This is a genomic window from Hanstruepera sp. CR43, assembly GCF_055227665.1.
Window position 1 is genome coordinate 574010 of record NZ_CP200078.1, and the last position, 16737, is coordinate 590746.

The window sequence follows — 16737 nt, forward strand, 5'->3', positions numbered from 1 at the left end:
AGGATGCAAGTGCCATCTAGATAAACAAGTTCTTATCCTCGTCTTTGTAAAAGTTTTTGAGTGCTTTTTGTTTTTGCGTTAGCACTGGCTCACTGTTTGCTTTTGGTGATGTGTCTTTTTGGGGTTTGGATCGTTGTAGTCGTAATTTTTCTAATAAGTTCATAGCATTTGTTTTTGGTGTTATTAAAGATACGGTGTAAACACCCAGCATAGATGTTTTAAATCATTAATTATCATATATTTAGCATTGTCTTAACATTAGAGAGTTTGTCTAGTACATGTAATAATGGTAACCTTATGATCACCTAACCATAATATTTATGATTAATGATTCTAAATAACAAAGCCTATCTGCTACAGATAGGCTTTATAATTATCATAGGTAATGTAAACTAGTTCATCATTCCAGTTGTTAAAGACGGTACTAATTGCATAGTCTCTGTCATTTCTCCCCAACTTTCCAAAGACCCGTCGAAATTTTTCTGGTCTTCTCTAAAGGTGCCCCAGCCAAATAACTCCTCGTAGTCTTCCATAAAATCGTTTTCGTGCTCGACGTCAGTCCATGGTTTATCGGCGTAATTATTCCAACCCCTAACAACAACAAACATATTATCACTGCCACCACTAATGCATCTAAACATTAATTGGGTGTCTTTAAAGCCTCTCTTTTCCAATGTTTTTGTGATGCGATATACAAATCTTCTGAAATGCATTATGCCATCTGGTTTTACATCATACGTGGTACGCTCTAAATATTTTGAAGGTGACCCTGGATTTTCCGGGTCCCAATTGAGTGTGGCATTGTTAATGCGATCCCAACGTAATTGTCCGCTTGCTTTTTCAACAAATTTAGACACATTCTTTTGCCAATAGTCTGCTTCAGCAGAGCGATCTTTGTCATAATCTTTTGGGTATTTCATAGACTCCACACGTTCATAGGTGCCACTGTTTCTGCCCGTGACAATCTTATAGGTAACCATACCTGTTTCTGCAGAATTATTAAACTGGCGCATTTTTTTAGCCACGGCTGCCTCAAAATCGGCCGTCATGCCTTGTTTTGGCGTGTATCGCCAAGAGTTCCAATAATCGTTTTCGGCACTACGTTGTGCATGTAAGCTTGCACAAAATAACAGTGCAAGACCGAACAATAAATTTTTCATAATAATTGAATTTCGTAAAGCCCTTTTTTAATCAACCCGATTGGGTAAGAGAAGAAGCGAAGAAAAGCTTTTGGTTAGTATTGGTACTAAAGTTATGAATAATTTTCTAATAAAATCGATTTAATACAGGCAAACAATTTAACTCCTTTATAACAGCTTACAATAATTACATTTTATTCGGTATCTTTAACCTTTACTTAAAAACTAACAACCCTACCAAAAAATACCCAACATGAAACGCGCCATATTATCCCTCCTTTGTTTCCTTTTTCTAACCCTAGGCTATAGCCAAAACCGCCCCGAATTCTTTAAAACCATCCCCATCATCGATGCCAATACACCCGAGTGGGCCCGAATGATGTACAGTGACAACCCGAATGTGATTGAGGTAGAAAATTTATACCACGCCTATTATAAAACCAACCCCTTTGTGAAGACCGTGCATACCCAAAACCACAAGCACTGGATCCTGCAGGTGGAACCCTTACTGGATGGCAATGGGTATATTAAACTACCCACCCTGGAGGAAGAAACCCAACGAAACAATCAATTAAAAAGTCAGTATGATGATCGCCAAAGCATGCGTGTACCGGGTTCGGATCTGGGCTGGGTGGCCATGGGTCCTTTTGAAACCTATGGTGGGAATCCCGCCATACCAGTTTCATGGCACAAAAACGTGTATGCCCTGGACCAATCGGAGTCCGACCCCGATATCCTGATTTGCGGTACCGAAGCTGGTGGGGTTTATAAAAGTGTAGACAAGGGAAACAACTGGACCCTGATTTCTTTGGGTGAAGTATTTGCCGGTGGGAATGCCGCCGTGAAAATACACCCCAGTAATCCCAACCATTTACTGGTAGCCTCCAACCGCCGTATTTACCAATCACTGGATGGTGGCACGAGCTGGAACGAACGCCATTTTACAGATGGCACGGGCTATGAGTTTGTGTTTTCGCCTGCCAATACCAATATTATTTATCATGTGGGTTCCTCCGGTTTGTTTAGAAGTACCAATGCCGGAACCTCCTGGACGCCAGTTTTTACCGATACCTGCTGGGATATTGAGTACCACCCAACTGATACCAACGTGGTGTACCTATTGAAAACCAATCCTACAGCCAAACGCTGTGAACTGTTTAGAAGTGATGATAATGGGTCCAACTGGAGCCTCAAAGATACGGGCTGGTATGTACCCAGCGATTTAGCCAATGCCAATGACAGCGGTGCTAAAATAGCGGTGACTGAAGCCTCGGCAGACCTGGTGTATGCCTGTTTAATTGGTGCCTCGAAAGCAGGCGACCAAGGCTGGATTGGGGTTTATAAAAGTACTAACCGTGGGGATAGCTGGACGAATCCCTCGGGACAGGATGGTGGTCCTTATGGGGCCATTAACAGCACCGATAACTGGAATGTGGCTGCCTATAGTGATGGTTACCATCAGGGGTTCTTTAATTTTGATCTGGAAGCCAGTGCCACGGATCCTGATAAAATCTGGATTGCCACCATTCGTTTAACTGAATCGACTGATGGTGGGCAAACCTTTCAGTCTATTGGTGCCGCCAATAGTACCCGCTTAACCTATATTCATGCCGATGTGCAGGACCTGGAAGTGCATGGTAACGACATCTGGGTGGCTTCCGATGGTGGTATAAACTATTCCAATGATGAGCTTGCCAGTCATGTAGCGTTGAACCACGGCATCCAAGCCGCGCATTTTTGGGGCTTTAATACCGGCTGGAATGAAGACACTTTTACGGGTGGTAAATACCACGATGGGACTTCGGGCTGGTTTGAGGATTACGGTCTGGGTAAGGCCTATAATATTGGTGGTGTGGAAGAAGCCTCTGGCTATGTGCATCCGGTTGAAAGCCGAAAACTGCTGTACCGCACGCACTATGCCAGTAACAATACATCGGTAAGAACCATACCTGAAGTATTTGGGGAAGCGATAGTGACGCACCCATCCTTACCGGTGCGCCCTAATGAATCTTATCTGGCAGCAGAACGCAGCGGTGTGTATTTTGATCCGCGATATGCCGACCATATTTATGTGGGACTTGCCAATAATGTGTATAAATCGACTGATGGCGGGACGACCTTTGACATTATTTACACCTTTCCAGATACCAACGGATTGATTTATGAAATGGAGATATCCCGAAGTAATCCGGACGTGATTTATGCCGTCTATAATAAACTAGGTGGTTACTGGGATGCCTGTGAAATATGGAAATCCAACGATGCCGGGCAAACCTGGAACAAAACGACTACGGACCCTACGGGTAACAGACGGCGTTTTCGTATTTCGGTGCATCCAGAAAATGAAAATGAGGTCTGGGTTTGTACCCCTCGCGGGAATGATGGTAGTAAAGTACATGTAACCGTTGATGGTGGTGATACCTGGTTGAACCGTACCACGAGTACCCTGGATGGTGAGGATACAGCTGATATTTTATACCAAGGCGGCTCTAATACCGTGGTATATGTGGCTACCCGAAATGGGGTGTTTTACTGGGATAGTAGTTCTAGCGACTGGTTGAACTATTCCACCGATTTACCTTTAATTACCAAATCCTTACAGATTAATCCGTTTTACCGCGATTCGGAATTACGACTAGGCACTAATGGTCGTGGTGTCTGGGGACGCCAGATGGTAGAAAACGACTTTCAGCCTATTGCCCAACCGATAACCTATAGTAACGAAGTGCGTTGCTTGGAAGAAACGGTGCGTTTTGATTGTTACTCGATATTGAACCATGATGGGGCTACCTGGACCTGGAGCATTAGCCCTGAACCGCAGTCCATATCGTCCACAACGGTTCGAAATCCGGAAGTGGTTTTTGGTGCAGCCGGATCGTATGATGTGACCTTGACCGTTACAGATGGTAACGGCAACTCTGATACGAAAACCATTACCAATATGGTGACTGTGGTGGATGACTGCCCTCCGTGTGAGTCCTTTGGAAACATGACTTGGAATACGGCCATTACTTTGGTGGATTTTAATGGCATTTTTAATGCCACAGGAAAAACCCAGCCTTATACAGATTATACCGAAACCCTATCCTCTGATGTAGAGCAAGGCAGTACTTATGAATTGAACGTGAACCTGAATACTGATGGTAATTATACCGTGCGTGCGACAGCCTGGATAGACTGGAACCAAGATTCTGATTTTGAGGATGCCAATGAAACCTATGATTTAGGGTTTGCTGTGAATACTGCCGATGGGATTACCAATTTATCGCCAGTAAGTATAACCGTTCCCAATGATGCGGTAGTGGGTGAAACCACCATGCGCATTGCGGCCAAGTACAATACAGCACCAGCCTTATGTGAAACCGATTTTGATGGTGAGGTGGAAGATTATGCCTTGGTAGTTTCGGAGTCGTTAGGTATTATTGAGAATTCCTTTGAGATTGAACCAGTTCTCTACCCCAACCCAACGGATGGGGCGTTTGCCATTAATCTGGGGCAAGTTTATACCGATATTCAGTTAACCATTAACGATATTACCGGTAGAACCGTGAAGACCATGACTTACAAAGAGTCTGAATTATTGGAGCTTTCCATTAATGAGGCTTCCGGAGTTTATCTGGTGACTGTTCAATCTGGACAGCAGCGTGCTGTTTTGCGGGTTATTGTTAAGTAGTGGTCATTGCATTTATAAATCAACTATTATGTGATGCCCAAAACTCAATATCGTATCTACGTGGTCGAACTCAAAAAGAAGGTGTTCACCGAAAACGCCAAGTTTCGTGCTGCCAATCCACAGTTTAATGGGGTGCTGGAATGTTTGTATGTGGGTATGACCAGTAAAACACCCCAAGAACGCCTGTTGCAACATAAAACGGGCTATCGAAACAGCAAGGGCGTGAAGCTATCATCCAATATTGTACAAAAATACGGTTCCTACCTCCGCCCTAGTTTGTATAATCATATTGCGCCCTTGAGTACCCGAGCAGAAGCTTTGAAACTGGAGCGTGCTTTAGCCTTGGAATTGCGGCGGCAACGGTATGCGGTATGGTTTAATTAGTTTTTATTCATTCTTTTTTGCATTGATCAAAAAAGAACCAAAAAAATCTATGCTGCATTTTTATGCCTTGAATATCTAAGCGTTATCGGTCGGGACAGGATGACAAAACGTATTACTATATTAAACCTTGAAAGCATTTAGTTCTCGATAGGTACGGACGTTTACCCTAGGCCCACTCGAGCTGACGCATTTAAATTCTAGACATGGTAGGTTGTTTTTTTCAGGAGTTTTGGTATTTGAGTTGTTATATTGAAAAGGCTAGGAAAAATTATATGGAAATTTTATTACATTAGATGCATTATAACATAAGTCATTAACATTGAGTAAGACAGCCCATCAAATCTATATTGGTATTCTAGTCTCCATTATAGTCATTGTAACCGCCTATTTAGCCATTAATGGCTATTCGTATTATTCCACCGCTTTAGAAGAGCGTTTTTATCACCCTAAACACAGTTGGTTTAAACCCAGTGGCCTGTTTGGTCAAGGTCTGGGCGTGTTTGGCACCCTGATGATGCTGATTGGGGTTTCGGTTTATATTTTACATAAACGATATAATATTTTGGGCAGGCATGTGCGGTTGAAGTACTTGTTGGAATTCCATATCTTTTTATGCACCCTTGGCCCTATCTTAATCCTGTTTCATACGGCTTTTAAGTTTGGTGGTATTGTATCCATTGCTTTCTGGAGTATGGTGGCTGTGGTTGCCAGTGGTGTGATTGGACGGTTTATCTACATCCAAATACCGCGTACCATTGAGGGTCGTGCCTTAAGCTTGAGTGAAGTCCAGAACATGAAAACCGATATTGCCCAAGTGCTGCGTGAAGACTATCAGGTTGCCGAAAGCGATATCAATCTGTTTGTTAATTATACCACTGACAAAACGCTATCGCTTTCCAGTATCAAGCAGGTCATTAAAAACAACAACTTGTCTAAAACCGATAGTAAAAACCTGTTGAAGATGCTTCAAGGTGAACGCAGTTTATCTAAAAAGATTGCGCGCCTGGAGACCATGAAAAAATACTTTAAATACTGGCATGTAGCGCACATGCCTTTTGCATTAATTATGCTGGTGATAGTCATCATCCATATTGTGGTGGCCTTTACCTTTGGCTATAAATGGATTTTCTAATGAGTGATTTGTTACTGGAAGAAATCATTGTGTACGGTGCCGTGTTTTTAATATGTGCCCTGATTATTGGTTTCTATCTATTGAAGAAAAACAAATCGTCCAAAGTAGTGGCAAAAAAGGTAGCCACTGCCAAGGAAGAGGGTTTGTTTGAACCGGTATCCCTACACCCCTACATTAATCCGGATATATGTATTGGCAGTGGTGCCTGTGTACGAGCCTGTCCTGAAAAGGATATTCTGGGCATTGTAAACGGGAAGGCTACCGTAATTAATGCTTCTAACTGTGTGGGACATGGTGCCTGTTTTCACGCTTGTCCGGTTGAAGCCATTTCTTTAAGAATTGGTACGGAAACCCGTGGTGTGGATCTGCCCCATGTGAATCAAAACTTTGAAACCAATATGCCTGGTATTTTTATTGCCGGGGAACTTGGCGGCATGGGACTTATCAAAAACAGTGTGGAACAAGGTCAGCAGGCTATGGACAGTATTGCTAAAAGTAAAAGCAAAGCCACTGAAACCGAATATGATGTGGCTATTGTAGGTGCAGGTCCTGCTGGTATTTCAGCTTCGCTTGCTGCCAAAAAGCATGGTTTAAAAGCGATAACCCTGGAGCAGGATTCCCTGGGTGGTACTGTATATACATTCCCGAGAGCCAAAGTTGTGATGACATCGCCTATGGAATTACCGTTACATGGTAAGGTTAAGTTGTTCAACACCTCCAAAGATGAACTGTTAACCATCTGGAATGAAGTTATTGATAAACACGATTTAGACATTGTTGAGCAAACCAAAGTTGAGGATATTGTGCCACAACCTAATCAAAGCTTTAAGGTGGTGACGAATCAAAATACCGAATATCTTGCCAAGAATGTGCTGTTGGCTATTGGCAGACGTGGTACACCGCGTAAATTGGACGTTCCGGGAGAAGTTTCAGAAAAGGTAGCTTACCGCCTACTAGATTCGGAAACCATTGAAAACAAACAGGTTTTAGTTGTTGGTGGTGGCGATTCGGCCATTGAGTCTGCCCTATTACTCAAAGACCGCAATACGGTGACTTTATCCTACCGTAAGGATAAGTTTTCGCGGTTGAAGCCTGCTAATAAGGATAACGTTCTAAAAGCAGAACAGGATGGTTCCTTGCATATTATTTTTGAGTCTAATGTGACTGAAATTAATGATAATAACGTACATTTAGAATTACAGGATGGTTCAACCACCGTTTTAGACAATGATCTGGTCTATATTTTTGCCGGTGGTGAATTACCCACCAAGTTTCTGGAACGTGCGGGTATTGAAATCACCAAACGCTTTGGTTACATTGTGAAAAAGTATAAGTAGCTGATTTTGTATAAACAGTTTTTGACATATGGCTTCATTTTAGGTTTCCTATTCATAGGATTCCGCACTATGGCACAAATATCCCCAGGTGACTTGACCAAGGCACATGCCAAATTGGAAGGTATGGGTAATTGTACCCAATGTCACGAATTGGGCGATAAGGTTACGAATACTAAATGTTTGGACTGCCATGATGAGATCAGTAACCTGATGAACCAAAATCGTGGATTCCATGCCAGTAGAGAAGTCAAAACACAATCGTGTACCAAGTGCCACAGCGAACACCACGGGCGTAACTTTGATATGGTGCGCTTTGATTCCAAATCGTTTGACCATAATAAAACGGGGTATACCCTAGAAGGTGCGCACAAATCTGTAGACTGCAAACAATGTCATCAAGCTACCAATATTGCGGATGCTGATATTAGAAAACGACCCGATACGTATTTGGGGCTGCAAACCAATTGTTTGTCCTGCCATGATGACTTTCATCAGGGTAGTATGCCCAATGACTGTCTAAAATGTCATAGCATGGAGGCTTTTTCGCCAGTTGCCAATTTTGACCATAACGACACTGCGTTCCCACTTAATGGTAGTCATGCCACTGTTGACTGTAAGGAATGCCATAAAGTTACCATTAAAGATGGTAAGGAATTTCAACAGTTTAAAGGCTTGGCATTTAATGATTGTAAAGCCTGCCACAGCGATCCGCACCAAGGAAACTTACCAGGAGCCTGTGCTCAATGCCATACCGAAAGTTCGTTTAGTGCCTTTAACGGAACTGGGCGTTTTAACCATACGGCAACTGGATTTACCTTAAATGGTCAGCATAAAACCATCAACTGTTTTGAATGCCATACTAAAACCAGTAGTCCTACAACCGTATTTCAAGATAAAACCGCTGTAGCCGAAAGTAATTGTGTGGCCTGTCATCAAGATCCACATGAGAACAAATACGGTCAGGATTGTGCCAAGTGCCATCAGGAACAAAGTTTTATTGCTTTAAAATCTATGGACTTTTTTGATCATAGTGTCACAGATTTTCCTCTGGAAGGTCAACATCAATCCGTAGATTGCAGAGCCTGCCATGAAAAGCGCTTCTCCACGCCTATTGATTTTACAGCCTGCCAAAATTGTCATGATGATTATCATCAGGGGCAATTTGCTGAAGGCGGTATTTCACCGGACTGTGATACCTGCCATTCGTTAGAGCAACCTTTTACCTTTACCTCCTTTTCTATTGACAAACATCAAGACACCGCGTTTCCTTTGGCTGGAGCACATGCGGCAACACCTTGCTTTGCCTGTCATGTTGATGAAGCCTCTAAGCGTTGGAAGTTTCGGGATATTGGCATAGCCTGTATTGATTGCCATGATAATATTCATGAGAATGCCATTCCTGAAAGCTATTATCCAGAGCAAAATTGTGCGTCTTGTCACGGGCCCGAAGCGTGGGATGCCGTTAATTTTGACCACAATCAAACAGATTGGGCACTTACTGGACGCCACTTGGAGGCTGCCTGTAGCCAATGTCATTTTGAAATTTCTGAAAAAGAGACGATTATCTCGCAGAATTTTACTAATTTAAACACAGATTGTGCATCATGCCATGAGAATATTCATGATGATAGTTTTGCCGTAAATGGTGTAACCGAATGTTCCCGATGCCATGTAACGAGTAGCTGGTTGCCAGAAAAGTTCAACCACAACGATACCCGTTTCCCGTTAACCGGAAAGCATGAAGGGTTGGATTGCAGGGCTTGCCATGAGACACAAAATAAACAAGGAGAGCCAACCTTTATCTATAAGTTAAACAAATTGGAATGTATAGACTGCCATTCATAATCGTTTTGATTTGCCTCTCTTGCACGGCATTATGGGCGCAATCGCCCCATGGAGATGGTCTGAAGATAGACTGTTCACAATGTCATAATCCAGATGGTTGGACTGTGGACTACCGAACCACAACCTTTGACCATAGCACCACCAATTTTACTTTGGAGGGTGCCCATAAGAATACCGACTGTAAATCTTGCCACAACACGCTGGTATTTGATAATACGCCCAATGATTGCCTATCCTGCCATACTGATGTCCATGAACAATCGGTTGGTAATGATTGTGTACGCTGCCACTCTACCCAAAACTGGCTGGTTTTTAATGTCCCTGAAATTCATGAATCCAATGGTTTCCCCTTAATTGGAGCCCATTTTAGTGTGAACTGCATTGAGTGCCATCAAGGTGAATCGGGTCTGGTATTTACGCCTTTGGGCAATGAGTGTATTGAATGCCATCAAGCAGATTTTATGGCCACGACCAGTCCTAACCATACAGCATCGGGTTTTTCAACAGACTGTACCGAATGCCACTCACCTACCGGAACCGGCTGGAGTTCGGATGGTTTTATTCATGATTTTTTTCCGCTTACAGGTGGACATAACATTCAGGATTGTAGTCGTTGTCATGATGTTACGAATTTTTCTGATATTTCACCCGAATGTATCTCCTGTCATGAGGATGACTATATAGCCACTACCAATCCGAACCATACCAGTGCCGGATTTCCGACTAATTGTGCTGAATGTCATTCTACAGGACCTGGATGGACACCAGCGACCATTAATCACGACTTTTTTCCTTTAAGTGGTGGACATGATATCAACGATTGTACAGCCTGCCATATTAACGGTAATTATACCAATACACCAACCGACTGTGTAGCCTGTCATCAAGATGATTACAATGCTACCAATGACCCCAACCATCAAGCGGCCAATTTCCCAACGGATTGTGCCTCTTGCCATAGTACCAACCCAGGTTGGACACCAGCGACCTTTGACCATGACGGGCAGTATTTCCCCATTTATAGTGGTAGACACGATAATGAATGGAGTTCCTGTACCGATTGCCATACCAACCCGAATGACTATTCCATTTACACCTGTATAACCTGTCATACAGCTGGTGACACAGCTGATGAACATGAAGATGTTAATGGCTATGTGTATGAGAGTACAGCCTGCCTGCAGTGTCATCCAGATGGTTCTGATTAATGCATGGTATGAAACGATTTTTTATAGTTTTACATATTATCCTATTCAGTTCAGCTCCGCTCTTTTGTCAAGAGCAGCAGAATAACACCTTGCAGGGAACCGTTTCCTTTGTGACGTCATCCAATATCTATGTGAAGTTCACATCAACAGACGCTATTTCGGTTGATGATGTGCTCCAATTCAATGGCACGGATTGTTTAAAGGTGACTGTAAAATCGTCCTCATCGGTTGTTTGCGTTCCCATCAATGACTGTGAGTTGCAAACAGGCAATACGGTTATATATACCTTGCCAGCCATTGCTCCAGTAACAGAAGTCATAGAAGATAATGTGGATGAAAGTATTCCAGCTGAAGTTGCCGTACCACAAACCGTTCCCGAAGAAAAGGAAACCCTTTACAAAGAATTCATAACAGGACGTGTGAGTTTGGCCAGTTATAATCAATTTTCCGATGTTCGGGATGATAATCAGCGTTTATTGGGGCGTGTATCCTTGAACGCCAATCATATTGGTGGTGGTAAATTTTCGGTTGAAACCTTTCTGTCCTATCAAAACCTCATTACGGTTGCCGATAATTATTTGGGCAGAACGAATATTTTCAATGTGTACAACCTTAATGTCAAGTATGATATTACACCTACCTTTTGGGCTGCAGTGGGACGAAAAATCAATCCAAAAGCTTCGGTATTTGGAGCCAATGATGGTTTGCAGTTAGAGAAATATTTCGGCAAGTTTTATGTGGGCGGTATTGTTGGATTTAGGCCAGACGTATTTGATTATGGCTTTAATTCGGATTTATTTCAATATGGTGGTTATGTTGGTGTGGAAACCACTAATAGTCATTTTAGGAGTACCACAACCGTTGGTGCTATGGAACAAACCAATCAAGGTGCCACAGACAGACGGTATCTTTTCTTTCAGCATTCCAGTACGATTGCCAAGAATTTAGGGCTGTTTGTGTCTTCGGAGCTGGATTTATTTAATCCACAAGGGGATGTCCGTTTGACTAATCTGTACTCGTCCTTGCGATACCGCTTTAGTCGTTATGCCAACATTATGGTATCCTATGATTCGCGAAAACGCATTATTTATTATGAAACCTTTCAGTCGCAAATCGATCAAATATTGGATGACGATTTAGCCAGACAGGGCTTTAGGGCGAGACTGAACTTGCGACCCATTAAATATATTTGGCTAGGCGGTAGTTATAGTAAACGCTTTGCCAGTGACCAACAAAACAAATCGGATAACTATTTTGGTTATTTGACGTTTGCCAATATTCCGAAAGTGGGTGGGCGTTTGAATGGTTCCTATAATTTAAACCAAAACAACTATCTAACCAGTAATATTATCTCTGTAAGATATTCACGCTCCCTCTTTAAGGATTTGCTTTACGCCGAAATATACTACCGAACTGCTGAATATGATTATGAAAACCAACGTACGCCTTACAAACAGGACTATTATGGTGCTAACTTAAACTTTAATTTCGCCAGGACCTGGCAATTTGCTTTATCTGGTGAATATTCCCAATTTGAAGAAGAAAACAACATTCGCGTTTATGCCCAATTGACCAAACGCTTTAGAAGTAAAAAGAACAACTAAATCATGACTCGAACACCCTTAACCCTAACTCTTATTCTTTCAATATTATTCATCAACTCTTGTAAACAAGGTCCTAAAGTTATTACAGCCACTGAAGACTCCAAGGATCAACCTTCCAGTGGTATCTTTGAAAATACGCAAACTAACAATAGTAACACATCTGAAAGCTTGTCAACTAGTAATGGTTTTATGGAAAACTTGCATGCTGTTGTTGTGAACAAAACACTTCCTACTGATAAGTATATCTATATGAACGTCACTGAAAATGGACGCTCTTTCTGGATTGCTACACGAAACCAAGATGTTACTATTGGGGAAACCTATTTTTACAAGGATGCTTTATTAAAAACCAATTTTGAAAGCAAGGAGTATCAAAAGACCTTTGATACCATTTATCTGGTTTCCAATATTGTGCCCAAAGTCCATGGTGGGAATAGTTCCATGAATACGGCAGATAACTTTAAAACTCATACAAATCATGATCATTCAGCTCCATCTTCAACTTCTGAAAATACGTCAGCAACCCCTAAAAAAGGTGCAGTAAGTATTGCTGATGTGGTTAATAATATTGAACAATATGAAAACCAAGTGGTAGAAATTACGGGCAAGATTGTGAAAGTTAATCCGAATATCATGGATCGGAATTGGTATCACTTACAAGACGGTACTCAAGATGATTATGATTTTGTGGTAACATCCAACACCTACATTCCTGAAGGGCATACTGTAACCGTTAAGGCCGTGGTGCACCGTGATGTGGATTTTGGTGCTGGGTATCGTTATGACCTCATTTTGGAAAATGGCGAAATCACCAAACATTAGTATCAGCTCATACTAAATTTCCGCTTTCTGATAAACGCCAAAATGCTGATAGCGATGATACAAGCAACAGCCACATATACCCATGTTGGAATGGGAACTGGATCGCCTGTTGCATAAGAGTGCAACCCTGATAAATAATAGTTGACACCGTAGTAAGTCATTAATACGGAAGCCAGGCCAAATATCGTTGCTAAATTATAAGCAAACAAACCGCGTAACTTGGGGATTAAGCGCATGTGTAAAATAAATGCATAGACCAAAATTGTTACCAAAGCCCAGGTTTCTTTAGCATCCCATCCCCAATAACGTCCCCAGGATTCGTTGGCCCAAACACCACCTAAATAAGTTCCGATACTAACCATAACCAATCCACCCATAAGTGTCAACTCACTGATATAGCTCATCTCTTGAACCATGCGTTTTATTCTGGGTTTGTTGCTTTCAGTTAAACAAATCATCAGAATTAAATTGATTAAACCAATGATAGCACCTAACATTAAAAATCCATAACTACCTGCTTCCATAGATACATGAATAGTAAGCCAATAGGACTTTAATACGGGAACCAATGGTGTAATTTCAGGATCCAGAAAGCTTAATGTCGATACAAACAGAACGGTTCCTGCCAATACCATAGTTGCCGCCAAACCTCCAAATGACTTTCTTGTAAATATTAATCCAGCCAAAGTGGATGTCCATGCGATGTAGATCATCGATTCATAACCGTTACTCCATGGTGCTCTACCTGAAACATACCAACGAATACCTAATCCCACAGAATGTAATATGAAACCCAGAACAATCAATCCAAAAAGGATGTAGTATATTTTTTTGAGATGCCATGAGGGCTTGAATACTGAAATAAAGAGCAACACTAATAACACCAGTGCCAATATCATATAGAAGCCAGCTAACCGGGTAAAAACATTCATGTTGTTCAGCATGATCTCCAGTTTCACTTTGAATGGTGATGGAATAATAGATGCTGCTTCTTGCGCCTGAAAATCCTTCAACTCCTGTAACAGATGACCTGCATGCTTATAATCTCCCGTTTTGGTAGCCTCAATCAGGGTATTGCCATAAGTATTAAAAAAGTTTTGGGCTACAGTAGGATGATCATGATCGTGATTATGACCGGTATAACCATCCCATTGGTGGTTCGGGTCATTGGGTCTTGGTACAATTTTAAAAATACTGCCTGAAAAAACCATATTGACTATGTTCAGGCGCTCATCAATCTTCATAAGGTCTTTGGCATCGATGTCCCGATCAATTGGGTCCAGACTGTACACGCGTCTGACTTCGGATTGTAATTTGTATTTACCATCAGCACCAAAAAAATCTTTGTATGATGCATATTTGGTACTAACACCTAACTGGTTCTTAATTTTTTCACTTTTACCTAAATAAATCATAGGTTCATCATACCACTGTTGTTTGTTGATGAACATACTCAAAACCACTTGATCTGCCGTGAGCTCACCCCAGCTTTTCTGTTCTGGACACTTTCCGCATAATTTCTCGAGACAAGGTATGCATGGGTTTCATACGTCCTTTAAAATCTTGTACGACAACTGTACTGAAACTTTCCGCATGGTCCTGGGATACCACTTGCTTTTGAGCTAATATGCTTGAACTAGACAGTATTAGGGCTATTACCAGTAATTGGAATGTCCCACTTTTAGCTCGCAAGCTTTTTATTTTTTGAAGCACACTGTAAAAGCGTGTATTCTTACTAAAAAAGGTCAGTAGCATACCAATAGTCAACAGTGCATAACCGATATAGGATATAATCGTTCCCCACCAATCGTGATTGACACTTAAGTAGGTTCCTTTTTCATCTTTATCAAATGAGGATTGAAAAAATCGGAAACCTCCATAATCCAAAATATTGTTCATATAGATTCTATAATCCATATTGACGCCTTTATCTGGGTCTATCACCGTTACTTCACTGGCATAAGAAGATGCACTGTTGGTGCCTGGGTAACGCTCCATAATAAAATCGTTCAACTGAACCTGAAACGGTACTTTTATTTCTTTGGAACCATAGGCAATTTTAAACTTGAGACCATCAAAATCCAAAACCGTTGGAACACCAGGCATGCCTTTATTTCCATAAACCAGTGCTTCTTTTGTTTGTCCTTTTGCCGAGACATTCAAGATTAACGCTACCGTGCTCTCATTCTTGACCTTGGGATCACTGGATTGTATTTCCGTTTTGGCATTTGTATAAAACTCTGGAAAGACCGTATTATTGACACCGTCTGAATATAAGGCTCTTAATTTTAAGTTAGCTGTCTGACCAGCTTCGATTGTATCCCTCTGTTGGGTAGCCATGACCGTTTCAAAAAGGGTTCTATCCGTACCGAATGATAAGGTGTTATTTTGATATTGAATATTAAATGCTCCAGGCTGACTTTGATTGGAAAAATTATAAACCCGCCCACCAAAGCGTTTTATATCTCCTTGCGATAGATAGTACTCCTCCCTACCGTTCATGCCGGCGATTACAATTTTTAAGGTTGGCTTTCCATTGTCAGCATCTGTTACGACGGTTAATTCCGGGTTCGGAATAAATTCCTGAAGGGTTACCGTGATTTCATCGTTATCAATCAGATAGTCTTCTGAAAAATTATTATTTCCTAATGACGCCAATAGTACTGGTTCATCAAAAGCATAAGATTTGCCATTCTTTTCAACATGAAACTTCAGATAGCTTTCAGCTGACAAAAAATAATCACTGGTACCCTGCTCCCGAATATGCATCACGCCTTCATAACCAAAGTACCTCGTAACACCTGCTCCAATAATAATAATGACAATGGCTATGTGGAAAGTCAAAACAGCCCATTTTTTTTGTTGCACCATGCGAAACTTAAAAATGTTCATCAATATGGTTACTCCAAATAACACTAATAATAGTTCAAACCACCAGGCTTTAAAAATTAGTTTTTGTGCTGCACTGGTTCCGAAATCATTTTCTATAAACGTTGCCAATCCAATAGAAGCAGCAAATACTAAAAAATAAAAACCAGCTGCTCTGGTAGTAAACAAGCGGGCAATGATCTTATTGACTCTTTTTAACAAGGTGTAATTCTAATTGATAGTTTGATTATGGGAATATAGTATTTTTTATTTTAAATAGCCTCCAATGCCCAAACCTATTTAAATGATTGAAAATCAAAAAAAACTTCAGGATATTAAGCTTTCATATTGTTATTTGGTTGTTATTAAAAACTCAAAACCGGGCTTTTTCTAAAATCACAAAAAAGTATGCTTTGAGACTTATAGTTTAAGTTGGCTCATTGAAAAGGCATCTGATATTAGCAAAACAGGCGCTTTTTTAAAGAGTGATCGTTTCATTTTATCGATGTAAAGTAAAAAAAACACGATGAAATGCATTTTTTTGTAGGTTTTATCAAAAAAAATACCTAACATTGCATCGAAAAGTAATTGAACTAACTTTAAAATGAAGTTTTATTAATACCTAAAAGCTATTAAAATAACAATTTTAAAATTATAACATCAGAATATGAGTTAACATTAAATTCGTCTATTTAAATTTTAATTATATATAGTTTAAGCCCCAA

The 16737-nt window shown here is 41.0% G+C and carries 12 protein-coding genes; 8 read left to right on the plus strand and 4 right to left on the minus strand.

The window, feature by feature from the left end; all coding sequences use genetic code 11:
- Positions 1–16 precede the first annotated feature (16 nt).
- Entirely contained in the window at positions 17–163 is a 147-nt protein-coding gene (locus ACKXGU_RS02475) for a hypothetical protein (protein ID WP_463466496.1), read from the minus strand.
- A 229-nt stretch (positions 164–392) separates the two neighbouring features.
- Positions 393–1160, minus strand: a complete 768-nt coding sequence (locus tag ACKXGU_RS02480) for a hypothetical protein (RefSeq protein ID WP_463466497.1) — start codon at positions 1158–1160, stop codon at positions 393–395.
- Between the two features lie 232 nt (positions 1161–1392).
- Between ACKXGU_RS02480 and ACKXGU_RS02485 the strand changes: the two genes are divergently transcribed.
- The 8 genes from ACKXGU_RS02485 to ACKXGU_RS02520 all read left to right on the plus strand — a co-directional run bounded on the left by ACKXGU_RS02485 (position 1393) and on the right by ACKXGU_RS02520 (position 13144).
- Positions 1393–4812, plus strand: coding sequence for a VPS10 domain-containing protein (locus ACKXGU_RS02485; protein ID WP_463466498.1), 3420 nt, complete (start codon positions 1393–1395; stop codon positions 4810–4812).
- Positions 4813–4845: 33 nt separating this feature from the next.
- Complete coding sequence (locus ACKXGU_RS02490) at positions 4846–5196, plus strand: ribose-5-phosphate isomerase (RefSeq protein ID WP_463466499.1); 351 nt, start codon at positions 4846–4848, stop codon at positions 5194–5196.
- Between the two features lie 319 nt (positions 5197–5515).
- Positions 5516–6328 (plus strand): hypothetical protein, encoded by an 813-nt coding sequence (locus ACKXGU_RS02495; RefSeq protein WP_463466500.1) that lies wholly within the window; start codon positions 5516–5518, stop codon positions 6326–6328.
- The gene (locus ACKXGU_RS02500) at positions 6328–7665 is read left to right on the plus strand and encodes an NAD(P)-binding domain-containing protein (protein ID WP_463466501.1); all 1338 of its coding nucleotides are present in this window, start codon (positions 6328–6330) and stop codon (positions 7663–7665) included. Before ACKXGU_RS02495 ends, ACKXGU_RS02500 begins: the two co-directional genes overlap by 1 nt.
- A gap of 69 nt (positions 7666–7734) precedes the next feature.
- The gene (locus ACKXGU_RS02505) at positions 7735–9510 is read left to right on the plus strand and encodes a hypothetical protein (RefSeq protein ID WP_463466502.1); all 1776 of its coding nucleotides are present in this window, start codon (positions 7735–7737) and stop codon (positions 9508–9510) included.
- Positions 9489–10718: a hypothetical protein gene (locus tag ACKXGU_RS02510; RefSeq protein WP_463466503.1), complete on the plus strand. Its 1230-nt coding sequence runs from the start codon at positions 9489–9491 to the stop codon at positions 10716–10718. Before ACKXGU_RS02505 ends, ACKXGU_RS02510 begins: the two co-directional genes overlap by 22 nt.
- An 8-nt stretch (positions 10719–10726) precedes the next feature.
- On the plus strand, positions 10727–12322 hold the full coding sequence (locus ACKXGU_RS02515) for a hypothetical protein (RefSeq protein ID WP_463466504.1): 1596 nt from the start codon (positions 10727–10729) through the stop codon (positions 12320–12322).
- 3 nt (positions 12323–12325) lie between these two features.
- Entirely contained in the window at positions 12326–13144 is an 819-nt protein-coding gene (locus ACKXGU_RS02520) for a hypothetical protein (protein WP_463466505.1), read from the plus strand.
- 2 nt (positions 13145–13146) lie between these two features.
- Here ACKXGU_RS02520 and ACKXGU_RS02525 read toward each other — a convergent pair whose 3' ends face one another.
- Entirely contained in the window at positions 13147–14595 is a 1449-nt protein-coding gene (locus ACKXGU_RS02525; RefSeq protein ID WP_463466506.1) for a cytochrome c biogenesis protein, read from the minus strand.
- 28 nt (positions 14596–14623) lie between these two features.
- Complete coding sequence (locus ACKXGU_RS02530; protein ID WP_463466507.1) at positions 14624–16234, minus strand: cytochrome c biogenesis ResB family protein; 1611 nt, start codon at positions 16232–16234, stop codon at positions 14624–14626.
- Between the last annotated feature and the right edge of the window lie 503 nt (positions 16235–16737).

Coding starts and splice junctions, on each gene's coding strand:
- ACKXGU_RS02475 (WP_463466496.1), bottom strand. CDS start 163: ATGAACTTATTAGAAAAATTACGACTACAACGATCCAAACCCCAAAAA.
- ACKXGU_RS02480 (WP_463466497.1), bottom strand. CDS start 1,160: ATGAAAAATTTATTGTTCGGTCTTGCACTGTTATTTTGTGCAAGCTTA.
- ACKXGU_RS02485 (WP_463466498.1), top strand. CDS start 1,393: ATGAAACGCGCCATATTATCCCTCCTTTGTTTCCTTTTTCTAACCCTA.
- ACKXGU_RS02490 (WP_463466499.1), top strand. CDS start 4,846: ATGCCCAAAACTCAATATCGTATCTACGTGGTCGAACTCAAAAAGAAG.
- ACKXGU_RS02500 (WP_463466501.1), top strand. CDS start 6,328: ATGAGTGATTTGTTACTGGAAGAAATCATTGTGTACGGTGCCGTGTTT.
- ACKXGU_RS02505 (WP_463466502.1), top strand. CDS start 7,735: ATGGCACAAATATCCCCAGGTGACTTGACCAAGGCACATGCCAAATTG.
- ACKXGU_RS02510 (WP_463466503.1), top strand. CDS start 9,489: ATGTATAGACTGCCATTCATAATCGTTTTGATTTGCCTCTCTTGCACG.
- ACKXGU_RS02515 (WP_463466504.1), top strand. CDS start 10,727: ATGAAACGATTTTTTATAGTTTTACATATTATCCTATTCAGTTCAGCT.
- ACKXGU_RS02520 (WP_463466505.1), top strand. CDS start 12,326: ATGACTCGAACACCCTTAACCCTAACTCTTATTCTTTCAATATTATTC.
- ACKXGU_RS02525 (WP_463466506.1), bottom strand. CDS start 14,595: ATGTTCATCAACAAACAACAGTGGTATGATGAACCTATGATTTATTTA.